17 protein-coding genes are annotated in these 18,137 nt (G+C 67.9%); 7 read left to right on the plus strand and 10 right to left on the minus strand.

The window, feature by feature from the left end; translation table 11 throughout:
* Positions 1 to 234: 234 nt before the first annotated feature.
* From M8445_RS14625 to purB, 5 genes are all read right to left on the minus strand, one after another.
* Entirely contained in the window at positions 235 to 1,407 is a 1,173-nt protein-coding gene (locus M8445_RS14625) for an ABC transporter ATP-binding protein (RefSeq protein WP_273988684.1), read from the minus strand.
* Between the two features lie 281 nt (positions 1,408 to 1,688).
* Positions 1,689 to 2,765 carry a type IV pilus twitching motility protein PilT gene (locus M8445_RS14630; protein ID WP_273988686.1) on the minus strand — a complete coding sequence of 359 codons (1,077 nt, stop codon included), beginning with the start codon at positions 2,763 to 2,765 and terminating at the stop codon, positions 1,689 to 1,691.
* Entirely contained in the window at positions 2,762 to 3,565 is an 804-nt protein-coding gene (gene panC / locus M8445_RS14635) for a pantoate--beta-alanine ligase (RefSeq protein WP_380091550.1), read from the minus strand. The genes M8445_RS14630 and panC overlap by 4 nt, the downstream gene beginning before the upstream one ends.
* 115 nt (positions 3,566 to 3,680) lie before the next feature.
* Positions 3,681 to 4,049 carry a phage holin family protein gene (locus M8445_RS14640; protein WP_273988687.1) on the minus strand — a complete coding sequence of 123 codons (369 nt, stop codon included), beginning with the start codon at positions 4,047 to 4,049 and terminating at the stop codon, positions 3,681 to 3,683.
* A 79-nt stretch (positions 4,050 to 4,128) separates the two neighbouring features.
* On the minus strand, positions 4,129 to 5,436 hold the full coding sequence (purB, locus tag M8445_RS14645; protein WP_273988688.1) for an adenylosuccinate lyase: 1,308 nt from the start codon (positions 5,434 to 5,436) through the stop codon (positions 4,129 to 4,131).
* Between the two features lie 135 nt (positions 5,437 to 5,571).
* On the opposite strand from purB, the gene M8445_RS14650 reads away from it, so the two are divergent.
* The 5 genes from M8445_RS14650 to M8445_RS14670 all read left to right on the plus strand — a co-directional run bounded on the left by M8445_RS14650 (position 5,572) and on the right by M8445_RS14670 (position 10,753).
* The gene (locus M8445_RS14650; RefSeq protein WP_273988689.1) at positions 5,572 to 5,748 is read left to right on the plus strand and encodes a hypothetical protein; all 177 of its coding nucleotides are present in this window, start codon (positions 5,572 to 5,574) and stop codon (positions 5,746 to 5,748) included.
* A 67-nt stretch (positions 5,749 to 5,815) separates the two neighbouring features.
* On the plus strand, positions 5,816 to 6,766 hold the full coding sequence (locus M8445_RS14655; protein WP_273988690.1) for a histone deacetylase family protein: 951 nt from the start codon (positions 5,816 to 5,818) through the stop codon (positions 6,764 to 6,766).
* A gap of 388 nt (positions 6,767 to 7,154) precedes the next feature.
* Positions 7,155 to 7,781 (plus strand): Crp/Fnr family transcriptional regulator, encoded by a 627-nt coding sequence (locus M8445_RS14660; RefSeq protein ID WP_189065571.1) that lies wholly within the window; start codon positions 7,155 to 7,157, stop codon positions 7,779 to 7,781.
* Positions 7,782 to 7,904: 123 nt separating this feature from the next.
* A complete protein-coding gene (locus M8445_RS14665; protein WP_273988692.1) occupies positions 7,905 to 8,933 on the plus strand; it encodes a DNA double-strand break repair nuclease NurA in 1,029 nt (342 codons plus the stop codon).
* A 47-nt stretch (positions 8,934 to 8,980) separates the two neighbouring features.
* Complete coding sequence (locus tag M8445_RS14670; RefSeq protein ID WP_273990932.1) at positions 8,981 to 10,753, plus strand: ATP-binding protein; 1,773 nt, start codon at positions 8,981 to 8,983, stop codon at positions 10,751 to 10,753.
* 208 nt (positions 10,754 to 10,961) lie between these two features.
* Here M8445_RS14670 and M8445_RS14675 read toward each other — a convergent pair whose 3' ends face one another.
* The 5 genes from M8445_RS14675 to M8445_RS14695 form a co-directional block, all read right to left on the minus strand.
* A complete protein-coding gene (locus tag M8445_RS14675; protein WP_273988694.1) occupies positions 10,962 to 11,672 on the minus strand; it encodes an anti-sigma factor in 711 nt (236 codons plus the stop codon).
* A gap of 80 nt (positions 11,673 to 11,752) precedes the next feature.
* A complete protein-coding gene (locus M8445_RS14680; RefSeq protein ID WP_273988695.1) occupies positions 11,753 to 12,298 on the minus strand; it encodes an RNA polymerase sigma factor in 546 nt (181 codons plus the stop codon).
* A 149-nt stretch (positions 12,299 to 12,447) separates the two neighbouring features.
* On the minus strand, positions 12,448 to 12,744 hold the full coding sequence (tatA, locus tag M8445_RS14685) for a twin-arginine translocase TatA/TatE family subunit (RefSeq protein WP_273988696.1): 297 nt from the start codon (positions 12,742 to 12,744) through the stop codon (positions 12,448 to 12,450).
* A 121-nt stretch (positions 12,745 to 12,865) separates the two neighbouring features.
* Positions 12,866 to 13,603 carry a ferritin-like domain-containing protein gene (locus M8445_RS14690; protein WP_273988697.1) on the minus strand — a complete coding sequence of 246 codons (738 nt, stop codon included), beginning with the start codon at positions 13,601 to 13,603 and terminating at the stop codon, positions 12,866 to 12,868.
* A gap of 29 nt (positions 13,604 to 13,632) precedes the next feature.
* Complete coding sequence (locus M8445_RS14695) at positions 13,633 to 14,289, minus strand: ferritin-like domain-containing protein (RefSeq protein WP_273988699.1); 657 nt, start codon at positions 14,287 to 14,289, stop codon at positions 13,633 to 13,635.
* A 300-nt stretch (positions 14,290 to 14,589) separates the two neighbouring features.
* On the opposite strand from M8445_RS14695, the gene M8445_RS14700 reads away from it, so the two are divergent.
* Together M8445_RS14700 and M8445_RS14705 are read left to right on the plus strand one after the other, a co-directional pair.
* Entirely contained in the window at positions 14,590 to 15,585 is a 996-nt protein-coding gene (locus M8445_RS14700; protein WP_273988700.1) for an RluA family pseudouridine synthase, read from the plus strand.
* Positions 15,586 to 16,097: 512 nt separating this feature from the next.
* Positions 16,098 to 17,876, plus strand: coding sequence for a DEAD/DEAH box helicase (locus M8445_RS14705; protein WP_273988703.1), 1,779 nt, complete (start codon positions 16,098 to 16,100; stop codon positions 17,874 to 17,876).
* Positions 17,877 to 18,137 lie beyond the last annotated feature (261 nt).

An 18,137-nucleotide genomic window follows, 5' to 3' on the forward strand; every position in this document is an offset into this window, starting at 1 on the left:
TGGGACTGTCGGCCTGGGGCGGGCCGGGCAGTCTGGGGTGTCCAGTGATGGGTGCCTGAGTCTAGCGCCGCATGAAGGGCAGGTAAACACCTGCTGCGGGTGTGCGCGCCCACCGGGCACAGAACGCGCGGCAGCCGTCCGCGCCGAACCTCCGGGAGCGCCGCAGCCCGGTGCCATGAGAACGCGCCGCCGGTACGGGACCGGGCGGCGCGTTCTCAGCAGAGCGGGGTGTGCTCAGTCGGCGCTGACGGCGTGGGCGTACTCGTAGCCCAGGCCGGGGGTGTCCGCCTGACCGCGCGTACCGGCGGGCGTGCCACGGTCGATGGCGTCCTCGCTGGTGGTGTCGAAGGCGTGCATGCGGGTCTGGTCGATCAGCAGTTCGATGGGATCGCCGGGCAGCACGGTGGCCTGTCCCTCGACCTTCACGGTCAGGTGCTGGCCGTTCACGTCGATGATCAGGTCGGTCTGCGCGCCCAGCGGCTCGACGACCACGACCTGACCTTTCAGGACGTTGGTGCCGTGGGGCAGGTCGGTCATGCCGACCACGCCCACGTGCTCGGGGCGGATGCCCATGAACACGTCCTTGCCCTCGTGCGCCTTGATGCTCTGCGCGAGGCGGCCCATGGGGGCCACGCGGTTCTGGCCGATCACGAACTCGCCGTTCTGGATCTTGGCGGTCACGAAGTTCATGCTGGGGCTGCCGATGAAGCCGGCCACGAACTTGTTCTGCGGGAAATCGTAGAGGTTCATAGGCGTATCGACCTGCATGATCACGCCGTCGCGCATGACGACGATGCGGTTGCCGAGCGTCATGGCCTCGACCTGATCGTGCGTCACGTAGACGATGGTTGCGCCCAGGCGGCGGTGCAGCTGGCTGATCTGCGAGCGCATCTCGACGCGCAGTTTGGCGTCCAGGTTGGAGAGCGGCTCGTCCATCAGGAAGACTTTCGGCTCGCGCACGATGGCGCGGCCCATCGCGACGCGCTGACGCTGACCGCCGGACAGTTCCTTGGGTTTGCGGCCCAGCAGGTGCTCCATCTGGAGGATCTTGGCGGCTTCACGCACGCGCTTGTCGATCTCTTCCTTGGGCGTCTTGCGGAGCTTCAGGCCGAAAGCCATGTTGTCGTACACGTTCATGTGCGGGTACAGGGCGTAGTTCTGGAACACCATGGCGATGTCGCGGTCCTTGGGCGGCACGTCGTTCACGACGCGGTCGCCGATCTTCAGGATGCCGTCACTGATGTCTTCGAGGCCGGCGATCATGCGCAGCGTGGTGGACTTCCCGCAGCCGGACGGCCCGACGAAGACCATGAATTCACGGTCCTGGATGTGCAGGTTGAAATCCTTCACCGCGTGGTGCTTGCTGCCGTAGCGCTTGTTGATGTGCTCGAGGATGACTTCTGCCATGGTGTGCCTACCTTTGCCCCTACTCTTACCCGCGAGTGGCCCAACGCCCGTGAGACCGGGGTTGGAGATCGGGTAACCGGGGTGCATGAACGAGAATGCCCGGGGTTTACGCTGACGCCTTGCTGACAGCTTGCAGTTTACCACGCCGTCCCGGCGTTGCCACTCCCGGTCAGGGCCGGTGTACAGACAGTGACCCGCCCCCGACCACGAACGGCGGCGCGGATGACCGGACGAACGGGTGGGAGCGGGTCAGGGACAACGGTTCCGGAAGACCGGTCAGGTCAGTACGCGACGCCGCTGCGGGTCAGCATCAGTTTCAGTTCGTGCGGGCTGGTCGCGGCGGCCAGGGCCTCGTCCATGGTGATCAGGGTGTTGCGGTACAGCTGCGCGAGGTGCTGGTCGAAGGTGTGCATGCCGCGGATGTTGTCCTCGATCAGGGCGTCCTTGATCAGGTGGGTCTTGTCCTCGTCTTTCACGTACTCCTGGATCAGGGGGGTGTTCATCATGATTTCCAGGCCCAGCACGCGGCCCACGCCGTCCGCGCGGCGCAGCAGGCGCTGGCTGATGATGCCCACCAGCGACTCGGCGAGTTGCAGGCGCACCTGATCGCGCTCGTAGGGCGGGAAGAAATCAATGATGCGGTTCACGCTGCGCACGGCGTCCTGGGTGTGCAGCGTGCTCAGGACCAGGTGGCCGGTCTGCGCGGCGCTCAGGGCGGCCTCCACGGTTTCCTTGTCGCGCATCTCGCCGATCATGATCACGTCCGGGTCCTGGCGCATGGCGTACTTCAGGGCGGTGCGGAAGTCGCGGGTGTCGCTGCCGATCTCGCGCTGCACGACGATGCTCTTCTTGTTCTTGTGCAGGATCTCGATGGGGTCCTCGACCGTGATGATGTTGTACGCGAACGAGCGGTTCACGTGGTCGATCAGGCTGGCCAGGGTGGTGGTCTTGCCGCTCCCGGTGGGGCCGGTCACGAGGATCAGGCCGCGCGGCGCGTCGGCCAGGTGGCGCAGCACGTCGGTGGGCAGACCCAGCGCGTCGAAACCGGGAATGGCGTCCGAGACGATGCGCATGACCATGCCGACCGCGCCGCGCTGCCGGAACACGTTGCAGCGGAAGCGGCCCAGGCCCGAGACGCTGTACGCGAGGTCCAGTTCGTTGCGGTACGTGAAGTCGTCCCACTGGTCGGCGGTCATCAGGGCCTGCGCGAGCATCTGCGTGTCGGGCGGCATCAGCGGCTGCGTGCCGAACGGAACGAGCTGCCCGTCGATGCGGCCCATGGGGGGGCTGCCGGCCTGGAGGTGCACGTCCGAGGCGCGGCGGGTGACCATCTCGCGCAGCAGCTCGTCGAGGGTCACGCCGGGCTCACCGTGGACTGGTTCACCGTGGGCTGGGGGGCGAGGGGCATGTTGTCGATCAGCCGGACCCCGAACATGCGGGCGGCCACGAGGACACGGTTCATGGAGTCATTGTCCATGATTTCCCTTTCATGCATGTCACTGCCCACGACACTCAGGTAATCCAGGGTCAGGTCCGGGCCAGCGTTCAGGACGTCCAGTCCGGCCTGCCGCAACGCGGCGCTGCGGCGTTCCCCGCCCGCGTACGAGGCCTGCACGGCCCGCAACGCCCGCGACAGCACGGTGGCCTGGGCTCGCTGATCGACGTTCAGGTAGGCGTTGCGGCTGCTCAGGGCCAGTCCGCTGTCCTCGCGGACGGTGGGCACGCCGCGCACGTCCACGTTCAGGTTCAGGTCGCGGACCATGCGGCGCACAACGGCGAGTTGCTGCCAGTCTTTCTCGCCGAAGAACGCGGCGTCCGGGCGCACGAGGTTGAGCAGTTTCAGGACGACGGTCGCCACGCCCGTGAAGTGACCGGGCCGCGCCGCCCCGTCGAGCGGTTCGCTGACGCCGGACACGCTCACGCTGGTGCTGAAGCCGTCGGGGTACATGGTGGGCACGTCCGGGTGGAACAGCAGGTCCGCGCCCGCCTCGCCCGCCACGCGCCGGTCGCCGTCCAGATCGCGGGGGTAGCGGCTCAGATCCTCGTTCGGCCCGAATTGCAGGGGGTTCACGAACACGCTGACGACCACGCGCCCGCCGGGCACGGCCGCCCGCGCCGCGCGGATCAGGGCGGCGTGCCCCTCGTGCAGCGCGCCCATGGTGGGCACGAACGCCACCGTCTGCCCGCGCAGAGCGGCGCGCAGGTCGGCTGGGTCCGTGATCAGGGCCGGCAGATGCTGACCGACCTCCGGTTCGGGCGGGAAGGTCACGGCGTTAATTCCGTCCACCGTCCAGCTTCAGGGCGCCCACCACGGCGTCCAGCACCCAGGAGATCACGGCCAGGATGATGGCCCCGATGACCGCCGCGCCGAAGCCCGCGACGTTCAGGGCGGTGGCGGCCGCCACGAGATACAGCACCACGCCGTTCACGACCAGCGTGAACAGGCCCAGCGTCAGGACGTTCACGGGCAGCGACAGCAGCAGCAGCACCGGGCGGATCAGGGCGTTCACGATGCCCATGACCACCGCCGCGATCAGGACGCTCACGAGGTCCGCGCCCGGCTCGAAACTCACGCCTGCATACACGCGGGCCAGCAGGTACAGGGCCAGTGCGTTCACCAGCAACCGAAGAATGAAACCCATGCCAGCAGGATACGGGATGCGCCGCGCCGGAATGGGAACGCGCCCGGATGAAAACGGGCGCGCAGTTACAACGCCGGGGTTACAGCCCGAAGCGGGCGTAGATGTCGTCCACGTGCCGCAGGTACCACGCCAGGTCGAAGGCGGCGTCCAGGTCCGCGTCGCTCAGAGGGTTTTCCGGGTCGGCTCTGAGCAGGTCGCGCAGGCCCTCGCCGGTCTCCCAGCTGGTCAGGGCGTTGCGCTGCACCAGGGTGTAGGCGGCCTCGCGCATCATGCCTTTCTCGTCGATCAGGGCGTGCAGGACGCGCTGGCTGAACACCAGTCCGCCCAGGTCGTTCAGGTTCTTCAGCATGCGGTCCGGGAACACCACCAGGTCGCGCAGCACGCCGGTCAGGCGGCGCGCGGCGTAACTGGCGGCACTGGTGGCGTCGGGCAGGATGACGCGTTCGGCGCTGGAGTGGCTGATGTCACGCTCGTGCCACAGGACCACGTTCTCCAAGCCGGTGGTCAGGAAGCCGCGCAGCAGCCGCGCGAAGCCCGTGACGTTCTCGGTCAGGATGGGGTTCTTCTTGTGCGGCATGGAGGAGCTGCCGGTCTGGCCCTTCCCGAAGGGTTCCATGGCCTCGCGGACTTCACTGCGTTGCAGGTGCCGGATCTCCACGCTGATGCGTTCCAGGGTCGTGCCGAAGATCGCCAGGGCCGAGAGCACCTCAGCGTGACGGTCGCGGGCGAGGGTCTGGTTGGTGACGGGCGCGGCCTGCCAGCCCCACGCGGCGGCGACTTCCTCCTCGACTTTCGGGGAGACGTGCGCGTACGTGCCCACGCTGCCGGACAGCATGACGACCTGCACGCGTTTGCGGGCGGCGTGCAGGCGTTCGAGGTCGCGGTCCAGGGTGGCCATCCAGTTCAGGAATTTCAGGCCGAAGGTCATGGGTTCGGCGTGAATACCGTGCGTGCGGCCCACGGTGGGCGTGTGCTTGAACGCCACGGCCTGAGTGCGGCACACCTCGCGCAGCGCCTCGGCGTCCGTGATGATGATGCCCAGCGCCTCGTCCAGCAGCAGGTTCTGGGCGGTGTCGACCACGTCGGTGCTGGTCAGGCCGTGGTGCACGAAGCGGGCTTCCTCCCCGTAACGTTCGGTCAGGGCGCGCGTGAAGGCGACAATGTCGTGGCGGGTGACGGCCTCGATCTCGGCGACCTTGTGCGCGAAGGCCTCGTCCAGCGGATCGGCCTCGCTTCTGGCGGTCAGGGCGGCGTGCGCCTCGGCGGGCACCTCACCGTGGTTCGCCTGGGCGTGCATGGCGGCCAGTTCCACGCGCAGCCACGCGCGGTACTTGCTGGCCTCGCTCCACAGGGCCTTCATTTCCGGGGTCAGGTAACGGTCAATCACGCCCCCGACGCTAACACGCCCGCGCACCCGTCCGCCGCGCGGTGTCCAGCCTGCATGGGCGGCCTAGACTGCCGGGGTGAACCGTGCAGGTATGAAAGGGACAGAAGAGGTCCGGGACGGACGTAAGAGCCGGGCGTGCTGATCGGTATGGTCGTGCTGATGCTGCTCAGCATCAACCTGGGCGGCCTGATGAGCGTGATCCTGCAACTCGGGCGCGGTGAGTGGCTGGCCGGGCTGGGATCGCTGGTGACGCTGGCCGTGGTGGACGCGCTGGGCTTCCGGGTGCTGCGCGGCCTGCGCGGGCAGGACTGAATACCGGGGGCCTGGGCTGTGGCTTCGCTTGCCGTCCGGCGGGGCGGGCTGCGGCAGACTGCCGGGCGTGACTGACGCTGCCGTGACTGACGCCGCTGAGCCTGTCCTGCCGGAGTCGGGGTTCCGGCACGCGTTCCGGGCGTACTCTCCGGCGGATTACGGGTTTCCGCTGCCGGACGGGCACCGCTTTCCGTACTACAAGTACGAGGGGGTCCGGCGGCGCCTGTCCCCGCTGCTGCCGGTGCTGGACACCCCGGCTCTGCGCTGGGCGGACGCGGCGCGCGTGCATGACCCGCACTGGCTGAGGCGCTGGCGGCGAGGCGAGGTGGACCGGCACGAGGAACGCGCCTTCGGGCTGCCGTGGTCGCCGGGCGTGGTCGAGCGGGCCCGCCGCGCGGCTGGGGGGTCCCTGGCGGCGCTGCACGACGCGCTACAGGTGGGCTGGGGAGCGAATCTGGCGGGTGGCACGCACCACGCCTTCCGGGACCGCGCCGAGGGCTTCTGCCTGGTGAACGACGCGGCGATCCTGACCCGTGTGGCACTGGATGAGGGGCTGGCCCGGCGCGTGGCGGTCGTGGATCTGGACGTGCACCAGGGAAACGGCACGGCGGCGCTGCTGGGCACCGAGGCGCGGGCGTTCACGCTGAGCGTGCATGGCGAGCGTAACTACCCGTTTCGTAAGGAGGTCAGTTCGCTGGATATAGGACTGGGGGACGGCGTGACTGACCACGAGTACCTGTCGGTGGTGCGGGAGCGGGTGCTGCCGCCGCTGGAGGCGTTCCGGCCGGACCTGCTGCTGTACCTGGCGGGGGCGGACGTGCTGGCCGGGGACCGCTTCGGGCGGTTCGCGCTGACGCTGGACGGCGTGCGGGAACGTAACCGCGCGGTGCTGCGCTGGTCGCGCAGGGCGGGTGTGCCGGTGGTGACCATGATGGCGGGCGGGTACAACCATGATCACGCACTGACGGTTGAGGCGCACGCGAGCGTGGTGCTGGACGGCCTGGAGGTCATGGGGTAGGGCCAGGACGGCCTGCGGTTGCAACTCCGGCGCGACGGGGAGAGGACTGTGAGGAGGGTTGTACAGCCCTGTACATCCCTGAAGAAGGTTGTTCAGGCGCCTGGGCGGGTGGGGGGATCGGGGGCGATCCGGCCGCGCACAGGCCCGGTGGGGGTGGGGGGTACACGCCCCGACAACCGGTCTCCGGTGAGGTTTCCCTGAACCGCTTTCCACAGACTGGCACGATATTTTTCTGGATTTTCCAGAACCCATTGATTTACTTTTCACACTGTAAGCCGTGAACGTTTCAGGGTTGTACAAGGGTTGTACACTTCATTCCTCAAGAGTAAGGCCGCAACCCGACGCACCGCATCCTTCCAGCGCCCCGCCGCACCAGACAGGAGTCACCATGACCTACCTCGCCCCCACCACCCTGCCCCAGACCCACGACCTGAACCGCACGGTGCGCCGCGGCCAGACCCTGTACTACGCCGGAGACAGCGCCCCCAGCCTCTACCGCCTCGAAAGCGGCCTGATGCGCGCCGTGCGCCTCACCCCCCAGGGCCGCAACCTCACCGTGCGCCACATCCGCCCTGGCGACATCTTCGGCGAGGAATGCCTGCACGGCCAGACGCGCGGCCATCAGGTCGTCGCCCTCACCGACACGGTCCTGGTGCCCATCCACCCGCAGCACCTGAGTGCCGCCGAACTGTGGGACCTGACCCGCAGCCTCAGCGCCCAACTGCAACGCATGATGACCGACGGCGTGCACATTCAGGACGGCGACCTGCGCGAACGCATCGCCCGCTACCTGCTGAACCTCGCGGACAGCACCCTGGGCGGCGCGCACAGCGACGGCACCCGCTTCGTGCGGGCCACGCACGAACTGATCGCCGAGGGCACCGGCGCCACCCGCGAGAGCGTCAGCAAACTGATCGGCGAGATGCGCGACGACGGCCTGCTGAGCCCCGCCTACCGCTGCCTGACCCTGACCGACGAGGACGGCCTGCGCCTCCTGAGCGGCTACCACGGCTGAAGACCGCACCACCCCACCAGCGCCGCCCGTCCAAGTGAGGACCGGCGGCGTTTTCGTGTCACCGGAGCCACGGCGCACCAGAGCAACAGCCAAACATTCTGTCCAGCGCGTAGAATTGCGGGCATGCGTATTCGCCTGGACCCCTGGCCCGTGGACATCGAGGGCGGGCAACTGACCCTGGAACCCTTTGACGGCACCCTGATCGACATAGAAACGCCGCGCTGGGCTGCCATACCCGCCCGCCCCATCCCCCGCCAGCTGAGTACCGTGCAGGTCGTGGACGGGAAACGCCGCATGGAAGGCCGCGTGTTCGTGGAAGATGATCACGGGAACGTCGGCACGGGCGGTTTCGGGGCGTACGTGGTAGGCGCGGTCAGCCTGTGCCCGCACGGTTCGCGCGCCGCCGAATTGCTGGACGTGCGGGCCACGCGCGTTCTGGCGCACGCCCCGACCCTGAAACTCGACGCGACCAGCCTCTCGCCGCGCAACCCGCATACCGGCACGCTGCTGTACAACCCGGTCCCGACCGACAGCGCCGACCCGATGGCGCCACTGCACCGCCTGCAGGCGCTGATGCTCGACGCCGAGCAGACCCTCTCGCACGGGTACGCCTCGCTGGTGCCGTTTGAGGAAACCGACGACCGCGAGGCCCTCACCTCCCTGACGTTGCAGGACGGCACGCTGCGGCGCGGCGGGGCCACGCTAGGCGGCGCCGTTGTGGGGTATGTAAAGACCATGCAGACCCAGTACCTGAGCGCCGACCGGGTAGGCCTGCTGAGCGACCTGAAACCCGGCGAGCGCACCCCCATCCTGCACATGAAATCCGAGACGGGCCGCAGCACGCGCTTTACGTGGTACGTGCGGCTATCCGGCGCCGCCTTCTACCAGCACCCCATGAGCGGCGTCATGCGCCTGGAAATGTACGCGCCGCCCGAACCGGACTTCCTCCCGCCCACCGTGCGCGAAGTCGCGAACCTCAGCGGCACGCTCCTGATGCGGCTGGGCAGTCACGCGCACAAGGATCCGCGTGCGCCGCAGAACCTGATTCCCACGGCGGCGCTGGAGCAGGCGATGGGCCGCAGCATGGGCAGCGCGGACCTCGTGACGCGGCGCATCCGGGCGCACATCGCGGGCCTGCAGGGGGTCGCGTGACGAACCTGAAGTTCGGCGGCCCTGACGTGACGGGCACGCAGGTGGGCATGGTGCTGGGCACGCAGGACGTGACGCCCGTGAGTTTCTGGTTCGCGGTGCTGCCCGGCGCGAGTGTGCAACTCGATGATCTGGTGGCCGTGCAGACGCGCAAACCGGACGGGTCGTTCGTGAACTTCTACGGGATCGTGGATCATGTGCGCACCCGGCATGAGGGGGTGACCTTCGACAGTGACGTGCAGGACGTGGCGGCGGGCCTGCTGCCGGCCAGCGTGAGTTACGCGGCGCGGGTGCTGGTGACGCGCGTGAACCCCGAGAATTTCATTCCGCCGCAGCCGGGCGACGGGGTGCGGCACGCGCGGGGCGACGATCTGCGCATGGCCCTGAGCGCCGACAAGATGGGCGAGAAGGCCTTCCCCGGCGGGCTGCTGGCCGACGGGCAGGTGCTGCCCATCAACTACCGGTTCGTGAACGGCGAGAACGGCGGGCACATCAACATCAGCGGGATCTCGGGCGTGGCGACCAAGACCAGTTACGCGCTGTTCCTGCTGCATTCCATCTTCCGCAGTGGCGTGATGGGCACGGGGGCGTCGGCCGGGCGGGCACTGATCTTCAACGTGAAGGGCGAGGACCTGCTGTTCCTGGACAAGCGCAACCGGGAGGTCGAGTCGCGTGAGGCGCAGGCGCGGGCGCAGAAGGGCCTGCCGGACCACCGCTACGCCCTGATGGGCCTGCCGGTCGAGGCGTTCCGGGACGTGCAGTTCCTCGCGCCGCCCCGGCCGGGCAGTGCGGGCGCCGCCATCGTGCCGCACGTCGAACAACGCGGCGAGGGCGTCACGCCGTTCCTGTACTCGCTGCGGGAGTTCTGCGCGCGCCGCATGCTGCCGTACGTGTTCGTGGACCGGGACGCCAGCGTGAACCTGGGCTTCGTGATCGGCAGTATCGAGGAGCGCCTGTACCGCATGGCGCAGGGCGCCGACACGCCCTACCTGACCGTGGACGACTGGCAACCCGACACCGAGCAGGTGCTGGACGAGGACGTGCGCTTCGACGAGATGGGCAGCGTGCGCATCAGCACCTTCGCGCAGCTGGTCGCGTACCTGGAGTACAAACTGCTCGACGCGAACGACGGCGAGGGCGACCGCAAATGGGTGGGCAAGCAGTCCCCGGCCACCCTCCAGGCCTTCATCCGCCGCCTGCGGGGCGTGCAGAAGCACCTGACGCCGCTGGTGCGCGGCGACGTGAGCGCCGAGCAGGCCGCCCGCTTCCGCCCGGACCCCCTGAAGCCCGGCGTGCAGACGACCGTGGTGGACATCCACACGCTGTCCGCCACGGCGCAGATGTTCATCGTGGGCGTGCTGCTGCGCGACCTGTTCGAGCACAAGGAACGCGTGGGACGGCAGGACACGGTGTTCGTGGTGCTGGACGAGCTGAACAAGTACGCGCCGCGCGACGGCGACAGTCCCATCAAGGACGTGCTGCTGGACATCGCCGAGCGTGGCCGCAGCCTTGGCATCATCCTGATCGGGGCGCAGCAGACGGCCAGCGAGGTCGAGCGGCGCATCGTATCGAACGCCGCGATCCGCGTGGTGGGCCGCCTGGATCTCGCGGAAGCCGAGCGGCCCGAGTACCGTTTCCTGCCGCAGAGCTTCCGCGCGCGCGCCGGCATCCTGCAACCCGGCACCATGCTGGTCAGCCAGCCGGACGTGCCGAACCCCGTGCTGGTCAACTACCCCTTCCCCGCCTGGGCCACCCGCCTGGACGAGGTGGATGACCTGAACGGCCGGGCCGTCGAGGACATCGGGGAGGACTGGCTGCACTGATATGGGTTCCGTTTGAATGGTTTGTCAAAACCGTTTAACCCGAGCGGATCGAGCATGAAAAGAACAGGTTCCGGGCGTGGAGTTGGCAACCCGGTGCGTTTCCGGGTCGTTAACGAAACAAACGGAATAGGTATGAAGGGCACAAGGGAAGGCGGGCGGGGAGAACATGCTCCCGGCCCGCCTTCTGCTGCTCTGCTCGGTGCCCGCGTTACAGAGACTGCACCAAAATAGGTTGCGTGGTCGGCTGCCGGCTGCCGCCCGGAGGTTCCACGCTGACCGCGATGGTCTGCCCGTCCTTCAGGGCGGGGATCACGATGCCCTGTCCGTCGAACACGCCGGCCGGGACGGGCGTCTCGTTCTCGATGCGCCACAGCTGATACACGCTCTTTGCGGGCGCGGCGGCGGTCAGGTGCAGGTACGCGCGGCCGTCCGGCAGGCGGATCAGTTGACCCAGCGGCTGCCCGGCCGTGGCGAGTTCCTGCGTGACCGAGCCGGGGGCGCGGGCGAATTCGCTGAGGGCGTCCGTGGATTGCGGCGGGCGTATCAGCAGCACACCGGCCGCCACGGCAGCCACGAGCGCCAGAAGGCCGCCGCGCCAGTTCAGCCACGGAGAGCGCCGGTCACTGACGGCAGCGGGCTTCGTGGCCGGTTCAGCCGGGAACAGTGGCACGGAGTGAGGCGCAGCGACGGGCGCGCTGCAGGTTTCGCTGTTCAGGCGGGCCATCAGGCGGTCCTCAGCCCCGGCGGGTACCTCGGCGGGTGGCAGGTCGTCGGGCAGGCGGTGCAGGGCGTCCAGGTCCGCGCGGTAGTCGGCCATCAGGGCCGGGTCGGCGGCCAGGGCGGCCTGGACACGCGCCTCCTCTTCCGGGCTTAGCAGTCCAAGCGCCAGCGCCAGCAGGTCATCTCTGTTGATTGTCACGTGTCTTCACCTGCCTTTCTGGGGTCAGCGGGGCTGAGTGGGAGTGAGGTGGAAGCGGGTGTGGGCAGCGCGGGGTCCGCCTAGCGGGCATTTCCGGTTCCCAGGTGGGTTCTCATGCGGTCGATGGCGGTCCGCAGCCGGGATTTTACTGTACCGACGGGCAGGCCGGTGATGATGGCCAGTTCGCTGTGCGAGTACCCGCGGTAGTAGGCCAGTTGCACCAGTTCACGCTGCTGCGGGTCGAGTCCCTCGACGGCGCGCTCGGCCATGATACGGTCAGCCGGATCGGCGCTGGTGGTGGGAGCGTCCCAGTCCTCGATTTCCAGGGCGGTATCAGGGCGGTCGCGCAGTTCCTGCAGGAAGCGGTGGTGGGCGATGCTGACCAGCCAGGTCTTGGCGCTGGCGCGGGCCGGATCGAAACGGGCCGAGTGCTTCCAGGCGTTCATGAACGCGTCCTGCACGCAACTTTCCACATCGTCCGTCTGCCGGAGCATGCGGTGCCCGAGGGAGTACAGGAGCCGGGAGTACCGGCGGTGTAACTCCTGCAGGGCGTCCTGGTGGCCGGATGCCATTGCCTGAAGCAGGGCCTCGTCGGGCAGGTCGGGGTGGAGGGAAGGAAGGCTCATGAGTTCACGGGTCAGCCTAGCAGGGTACCCGGGCCGGCGTGGACGAAGGCGGGATCATTCCCTTAATACTCAGTCATTCATTCTCATGGGTCAACAGGAAGGCGGTTGCCCTGCTGCGCCGGTCGCGCCCTGTGGCGCGTGGCCGGGGCTCAGGCCTGAACCTTGTTCAGCACCACGGGGGTCGGGGTCACGGCGGCGGGCGTGACGGCGCTAGGGCTGACAGCACTGGGGCTGACGGCGACCGTGGCAGCGACCGGAGCGGGAGCGGCCGTCTGGGCGGCGGGTTCGTCGAGGCTCATGCTGTCCTTGAGTCCCTGGGTGCTCTTGCGGAATTCGCGCAGGCCATTGCCCAGGCTTTTACCCAGTTCAGGCAGTTTGCGGGGGCCGAAGACGACCAGGGCGACGAGCAGGATCACGAGCAGTTCTGGGGCACCGATGTTGGGCATGACAGTCTCCTTGATTGGGGTGGGTGGGAATGGGCGAGGGGACAGGAGCCGCAACCAGCGACTTCCTCATCCCCCCGGATGGTGCGGGACCGGCCCGGCGTGTGCCGGGCGCAGGCCAGCTTCAGCTCTTGATGAGCGGTTTGACGATGGCCAGCACCTCGTCCATGCTCAGCGGCGACCAGAAGTCGGTGGGCGTGGGCGAGAAGTCACCGTCGAAGTCCGCGACGTTGGTGCTGGTGGGCTTGGCGTCGCTCTGCGGGGCGATGCTGGTCTGGCGGGTGGGTTTCTTGTTGAATCCCAGCTGGGTGCGCAGTTCCTGAATGCCGCTGGCGTGGTTCGCCTCAACGGCCAGGATGCTGGCGGCGGCGGTCAGAACGTCACCGTTCATGACCTTGTCCGCCTGACCCAGGTAGGCGCGCACGCCGATGGGTTCGAAGGTGTTCGCCAGGGCCAGGAACAGCTCGTCGTTCACGGTCTTGGCGCTGCCGTCACTGTTCTTCAGCAGGGGGCTGAAGTCAATGTTGGGCTTGGCGACGGGCGTGCCGCCCAGCGACTTGATGGTGTCCTGAAGGGCCGTCACATGGGCGTTCTCGTGCAGGGCCAGTTCAGCGGCGTACTCGCGGACGCGGGGGTTCACCAGCTTGCTGGCGTAGGCGCCACTACCGGCGAAGGCGTTGTAGAACTCGGCTTCCAGGTATTCGAGGGTCAGGGCGTAGTTCAGGATCGTGAGGTCCTGCGCGGCGCTCTTGGTACCGACGCTGGTCGCGGCCAGGGCGGAGAGGTTCAGGCCGCCCAGGGTCATGGCTCCGGCGCTGACACCGGCGAATTTCAGGAAGGAACGGCGGTTGGGTGTGGTCATGGTGTGGTCTCCTTTCCGTGCAGTGCCGCTTACTTGATGACGGGTTTAACGATGGCCAGGACCTGCGCCATGGTCAGGGGTTTCCAGAACGCGGTGGGCGTCGGGGAGAAGTTCGCGTCGAAGTCAGCAGCGGAGGTGCTGGTGGGCTTCGCGGCGCTCTGCGGCGCAATGTCCGTCTGGCGCGTCGGGGTGGTGTTGAAGCCCAGCTGCACGCGCAGTTCCTGCACGGCGGAGACGTGGTTGGCTTCCACGGCGTGAATCGCGGCGGCGGCGGCGATCAGTTCGGGGTTGCTCAGGCGGGCCACCTGACCCAGGTAGGCGCGCACACCGACCGGTTCAAAGGTGGCGGCCAGCTGCAGGAACAGCTGATCGTTCACGGTGGCGCTGCCGATCAGGGGGCTGAAGTCGAAGGTGGGTTTGGCGACGGGCTTGCCACCCAGGCTGATGATGGTGTTCTGGAGCGCCTTGACGTGCGAGGCTTCGTGCGCCGAGATTTCCTTGGCGTACTCCTTCACGCGGGGGTTGACCAGCCTGGAAGCGTAAGCGCCGCCGATATCGAAGGCCGCGTAGAACTCGGCTTCCAGGTACTCCAGTGTCAGCGCGTAGTTCAGGATGTCAAGGTCCTGAAGGTCAGCGGCAGTCTTGGGGGGGGCGGCACTGGTCGTTCCGCACGATACGAGGGCCATGCCTCCGCTGAACAGTGCGGCGTATCCCATGAACTGACGGCGTGAGGTGCTGTTGGCGGCAGATGTGATCTGGGTGTCCTCCGGCATTGAAGCCTCCCTTGAGCGGTGTGCACTTGCCTGGTCCTTCCCTCCTGGGTGGGTTCCTGATCTGGCGTCGGGGGGCGGTGTGCGCCTGACCCTCTTCCTCGCTCGAACAGCCATATGCGGGGCCTGGGGGATCGGATCACGGGCGCGCGGGACAGTGAAGGTCGCATGAAGAATCCGGTGTGTGGCCGTCTGGCGGGCGGTACACTGCGCGCCGTGAATGACGTGCCGCGCCCTGATTCCAGCCTCCTGACGGCTCCCCTGCTGACGGCCACGCCGGGCCGTCTGGACGCCGTGCTGTCGGCCCTGACCGGCGCGAGCCGTTCACAGGTGGCCGGGTGGATCACGGGTGGGTTCGTGCAGGTGGCGGGGCAGGTAGCGCTGAAGCCTGCGCTGAAGTTGCGGGGCGGTGAGGTGCTCGGCGTGAGCGTGCCACCCCCACCCGACGCGACCGTCCGGGCCGAGGACGTGCCGCTGGACGTGCTGTTCGAGGACGAGTTCCTGATTGCGGTGAGCAAACCGGCGGGCATGATCACGCACCCCGCGCCGGGCGTGAGTACCGGTACGCTGGTGAACGCCCTGCTGGGCCGCATGAGCCTGCCGCAGCAGGACGGTCACGACGGCCCGGACGGGTACCGGCCCGGCATCGTGCACCGCCTGGACCGGGAGACCAGTGGCGTGATCGTGGTTGCCAAGACGGTCGCGGCGCACGCGGCCCTGGCAGCGGCTTTCAAGGACCGCCGGACCCGCAAAACGTATCTGGCGATTGCAGCCGGGCAGTGGAAGGCGCAGGAACCCGCCGAGGTGGACGCCCCGGTAGGCCGGCATCCGGTGCAGCGGCAGCGCATGACGGTCGGGGGCGCGCAACCCCGTGACGCGCAGACGCTGTTCACGCCGCTGGACAGCCTGCCGGACGGTCACGGGCGCACGCTGACGCTGGTGCGGGCCCAGCCGCGCACGGGCCGCACACACCAGATCCGGGTGCACCTGGCCCACCTGGGCAGCCCGATCCTGGGCGACAGCGTGTACGGCCGCGAGAGTGAAGTCATGCCCCGGCACGCGCTGCACGCGCAGTTCCTGACCATTCCGCATCCGGTCACGGGCCGGGCGCTGCGCCTGCACGCCCCGGTACCGGACGACATGCTGAGCGCCTGGGTGGGCGTGGGGGGCCGCATACCGGACGATCTGGAAGCTCCGCCACGCGGCGACTGATCCGGATTCCGTCTGTTTCGTCGGCAACCCGAACAGGGCACCGGGCTGTTCACTCCACGCCCGGAACCCGCTGGGCTCCCACTCGCGCTGCTTAGCAGCTCTACGAGTCCGCCCGGATTGAACTGGTGTTGCACGCCACTCGGTCGAAAGTCCGTATGACCTGTCTCCCCTGCCGGGCCGTCATCCGTTGTGGGCACGAGTATCCGTTGTGGGCACGAGTATCCGTTGTGGGCACAGGCCGGAACCGGGTGCGCTAGACTGCCGGGCAGTTAAATCCCGGAAGCGTTGCATGACGCAGATCAGAACGGACAGGCAGCAGGCCCACGTCCGGGCCTTCTGGTGTGCATGCCCCTTGCATGTTGGGCCGACTTGATGTAATCTTTCAATTCGTGCGCCGCAGCGGGAGATACCCGGGCGGCTGGAGAGTGCCCCCACTTTCAGGACATGCGTGATGCCGGGATTCAAGGCGTTTGCTGGTTCACTGGGGCTGTGCTTTCCCGAAAGGACCACAAATGAACTTTGACCAACTGATTGCGCCCGAACTCGCGGCGCGTCTCGCCGAGCGCGGTATCACCGAAGCCAGCCCCATCCAGGCCGAGAGCCTGCCTCATACCCTGCAGGGCCGCGACATGATCGGCCGCGCCCGCACCGGGACCGGCAAGACCCTGGCCTTCGCGCTGCCCATCATCACCAAACTGGAAGCCAGCCGTGAACGCGGCCGTCTGCCCCGCGCCATCGTGGTCGCCCCGACCCGCGAGCTGGCCAAGCAGGTCGCCGAGGAGTTCAGCAAGAGCGGCCAGAACCTGACGACCGTCACCGTGTACGGTGGCGCCGCCTACGCCCCGCAGGAGAACGCGCTGCGCCGCGGCGTCGACGTGATCGTCGGCACGCCCGGCCGCCTGATCGACCATATCGAGCGCGGCAACATCGACTTGGCCGCCGTTGAGTTCGCGGTGCTGGACGAGGCCGACGAGATGCTCAGCGTGGGCTTCGCCGACGCCATCGAGACGATCCTTCAGCGCACCCCCGAAGGCCGCCAGACGCTGCTGTTCAGCGCCACGCTGACCAACGACATTCACCGCCTGTCGAAGAAGTACCTGAACAACCCCATCGTGATCGACATGGTCGGCGAGGGCAAGAGTCAGGCCGCGCAGACCGTCGAGCACCTGAAGATCCGCGTGGGCCGCGCCCGCACCCGTGTGCTGGCCGACCTGCTCACCATCTACAACCCGGAAAAAGCCATCGTGTTCACGCGCACCAAGCGTGAAGCCGACGAACTGGCGAACGAACTGATCCACCGCGGCATCGAGTCCGAGGCGCTGCACGGCGACCTCGCGCAGAGCCAGCGTGAACGCGCCCTGGGTGCCTTCCGTAACGGCCGCGCCAACGTGCTGGTCGCCACCGACGTGGCCGCCCGCGGCCTGGATATCCCCGAGGTCGATCTGGTGGTCCAGTACCACCTGCCGCAGGACCCCGAAAGCTACGTGCACCGTTCCGGCCGTACGGGCCGCGCGGGCCGCACCGGCACCGCCATCATCATGTACGGCGACCGCGAGCAGCGCGAAGTGATGGGCCTGGAACGCGTGACCGGCGTGCGCTTCATCGAGCGTCCGCTGCCCACCCCCAAGGAAGTGCAGGGTGCCAGCGCCCGCACGAGCGCCGAGATGGTCCGCAAGGTCGACAGCGGCGTCGCGCAGACCTTCCAGGCGGAAGCCGAGCGTCTGTTCAGCGAACTGGGTCTCGAAGCCCTAGCCCGCGCGCTGGCCAAGATCAGCGGCGTGACCGAGCCCGTGAAGGCCGCCAGCCTGCTGAGCGGTGAGGAAGGTCAGACGACCATCATCCTGCACGCCGAGCGCATGAGTGTGGCGCGTGCCGTGGCCCTCCTGGCCCGCAACGGCGACATCGATACCCGCCGCCTGGGTAAGGTCCGTCAGTGGCGCGGCGGTGCCGTGGCCGACATTCCCAGCGAACTGGTGCAGAAACTGATGTCCGCCAGCCCGCTCGAAGGTGAAGTGACCGTGGAAATCGCGCAGGAACTGCCGGAACTGTTCGAGCAGCCCACCCGTGAACGCCGTGAAGGCGGCTACCAGGGCGGCGGCCGTAGCGGCCGTGACGAGGGTGGCTACCGTGGCGGCGGAAGCCGTGGCGGGTACCAGGGTCAGGGCCAGGGCGGCGGAAACCGTGGTGGTCAGGGCGGAGGCGGCGGCCAGGGTCGCTGGAGCCGTGACGACCGTGGCGGACGTCCCCGCGAGGACTTCGCGGACCGTGAATTCGTTCCTGCCGGTCGCTGACCTGCGGTAACACGACCCCCGGTTTCCTGAAGCAGTAAGTGAAGAAGGCGTCCTCACCAGATGGTGGGGACGCCTTCTTCACTCCCTTCACGGCCCGGAGTCTGGTTCTGCTTGCGTGGGCGCTGCCTGCCTGGGCGGGTGCTTCCGAACTCCTTCTGGTCAGGGGTAAATGACTGATACGGATTCCGTCTGTTCCGTTAACAACCCGGGACAACACTGGGTTGCTAACTCCACGCCCGGAATCCTCTCTGCTCCTGCTCG

The organism is Deinococcus aquaticus (assembly GCF_028622095.1).
GTDB lineage: Bacteria > Deinococcota > Deinococci > Deinococcales > Deinococcaceae > Deinococcus > Deinococcus aquaticus.

Bases quoted from the DNA above. Each gene is read 5' to 3' on its own strand.
- M8445_RS14695 (WP_273988699.1), bottom strand. From the start codon at position 14,289: ATGGCCCTCGTATCGTGCGGAACGACCAGTGCCGCCCCCCCCAAGACT.
- M8445_RS14625 (WP_273988684.1), bottom strand. From the start codon at position 1,407: ATGGCAGAAGTCATCCTCGAGCACATCAACAAGCGCTACGGCAGCAAG.
- M8445_RS14640 (WP_273988687.1), bottom strand. From the start codon at position 4,049: ATGGGTTTCATTCTTCGGTTGCTGGTGAACGCACTGGCCCTGTACCTG.
- M8445_RS14680 (WP_273988695.1), bottom strand. From the start codon at position 12,298: ATGAGCCTTCCTTCCCTCCACCCCGACCTGCCCGACGAGGCCCTGCTT.
- panC (WP_380091550.1), bottom strand. From the start codon at position 3,565: ATGGGCGCGCTGCACGAGGGGCACGCCGCCCTGATCCGCGCGGCGCGG.
- tatA (WP_273988696.1), bottom strand. From the start codon at position 12,744: ATGCCCAACATCGGTGCCCCAGAACTGCTCGTGATCCTGCTCGTCGCC.
- M8445_RS14670 (WP_273990932.1), top strand. From the start codon at position 8,981: ATGGTGCTGGGCACGCAGGACGTGACGCCCGTGAGTTTCTGGTTCGCG.
- M8445_RS14660 (WP_189065571.1), top strand. From the start codon at position 7,155: ATGACCTACCTCGCCCCCACCACCCTGCCCCAGACCCACGACCTGAAC.
- M8445_RS14705 (WP_273988703.1), top strand. From the start codon at position 16,098: ATGAACTTTGACCAACTGATTGCGCCCGAACTCGCGGCGCGTCTCGCC.
- M8445_RS14665 (WP_273988692.1), top strand. From the start codon at position 7,905: ATGCGTATTCGCCTGGACCCCTGGCCCGTGGACATCGAGGGCGGGCAA.
- M8445_RS14690 (WP_273988697.1), bottom strand. From the start codon at position 13,603: ATGACCACACCCAACCGCCGTTCCTTCCTGAAATTCGCCGGTGTCAGC.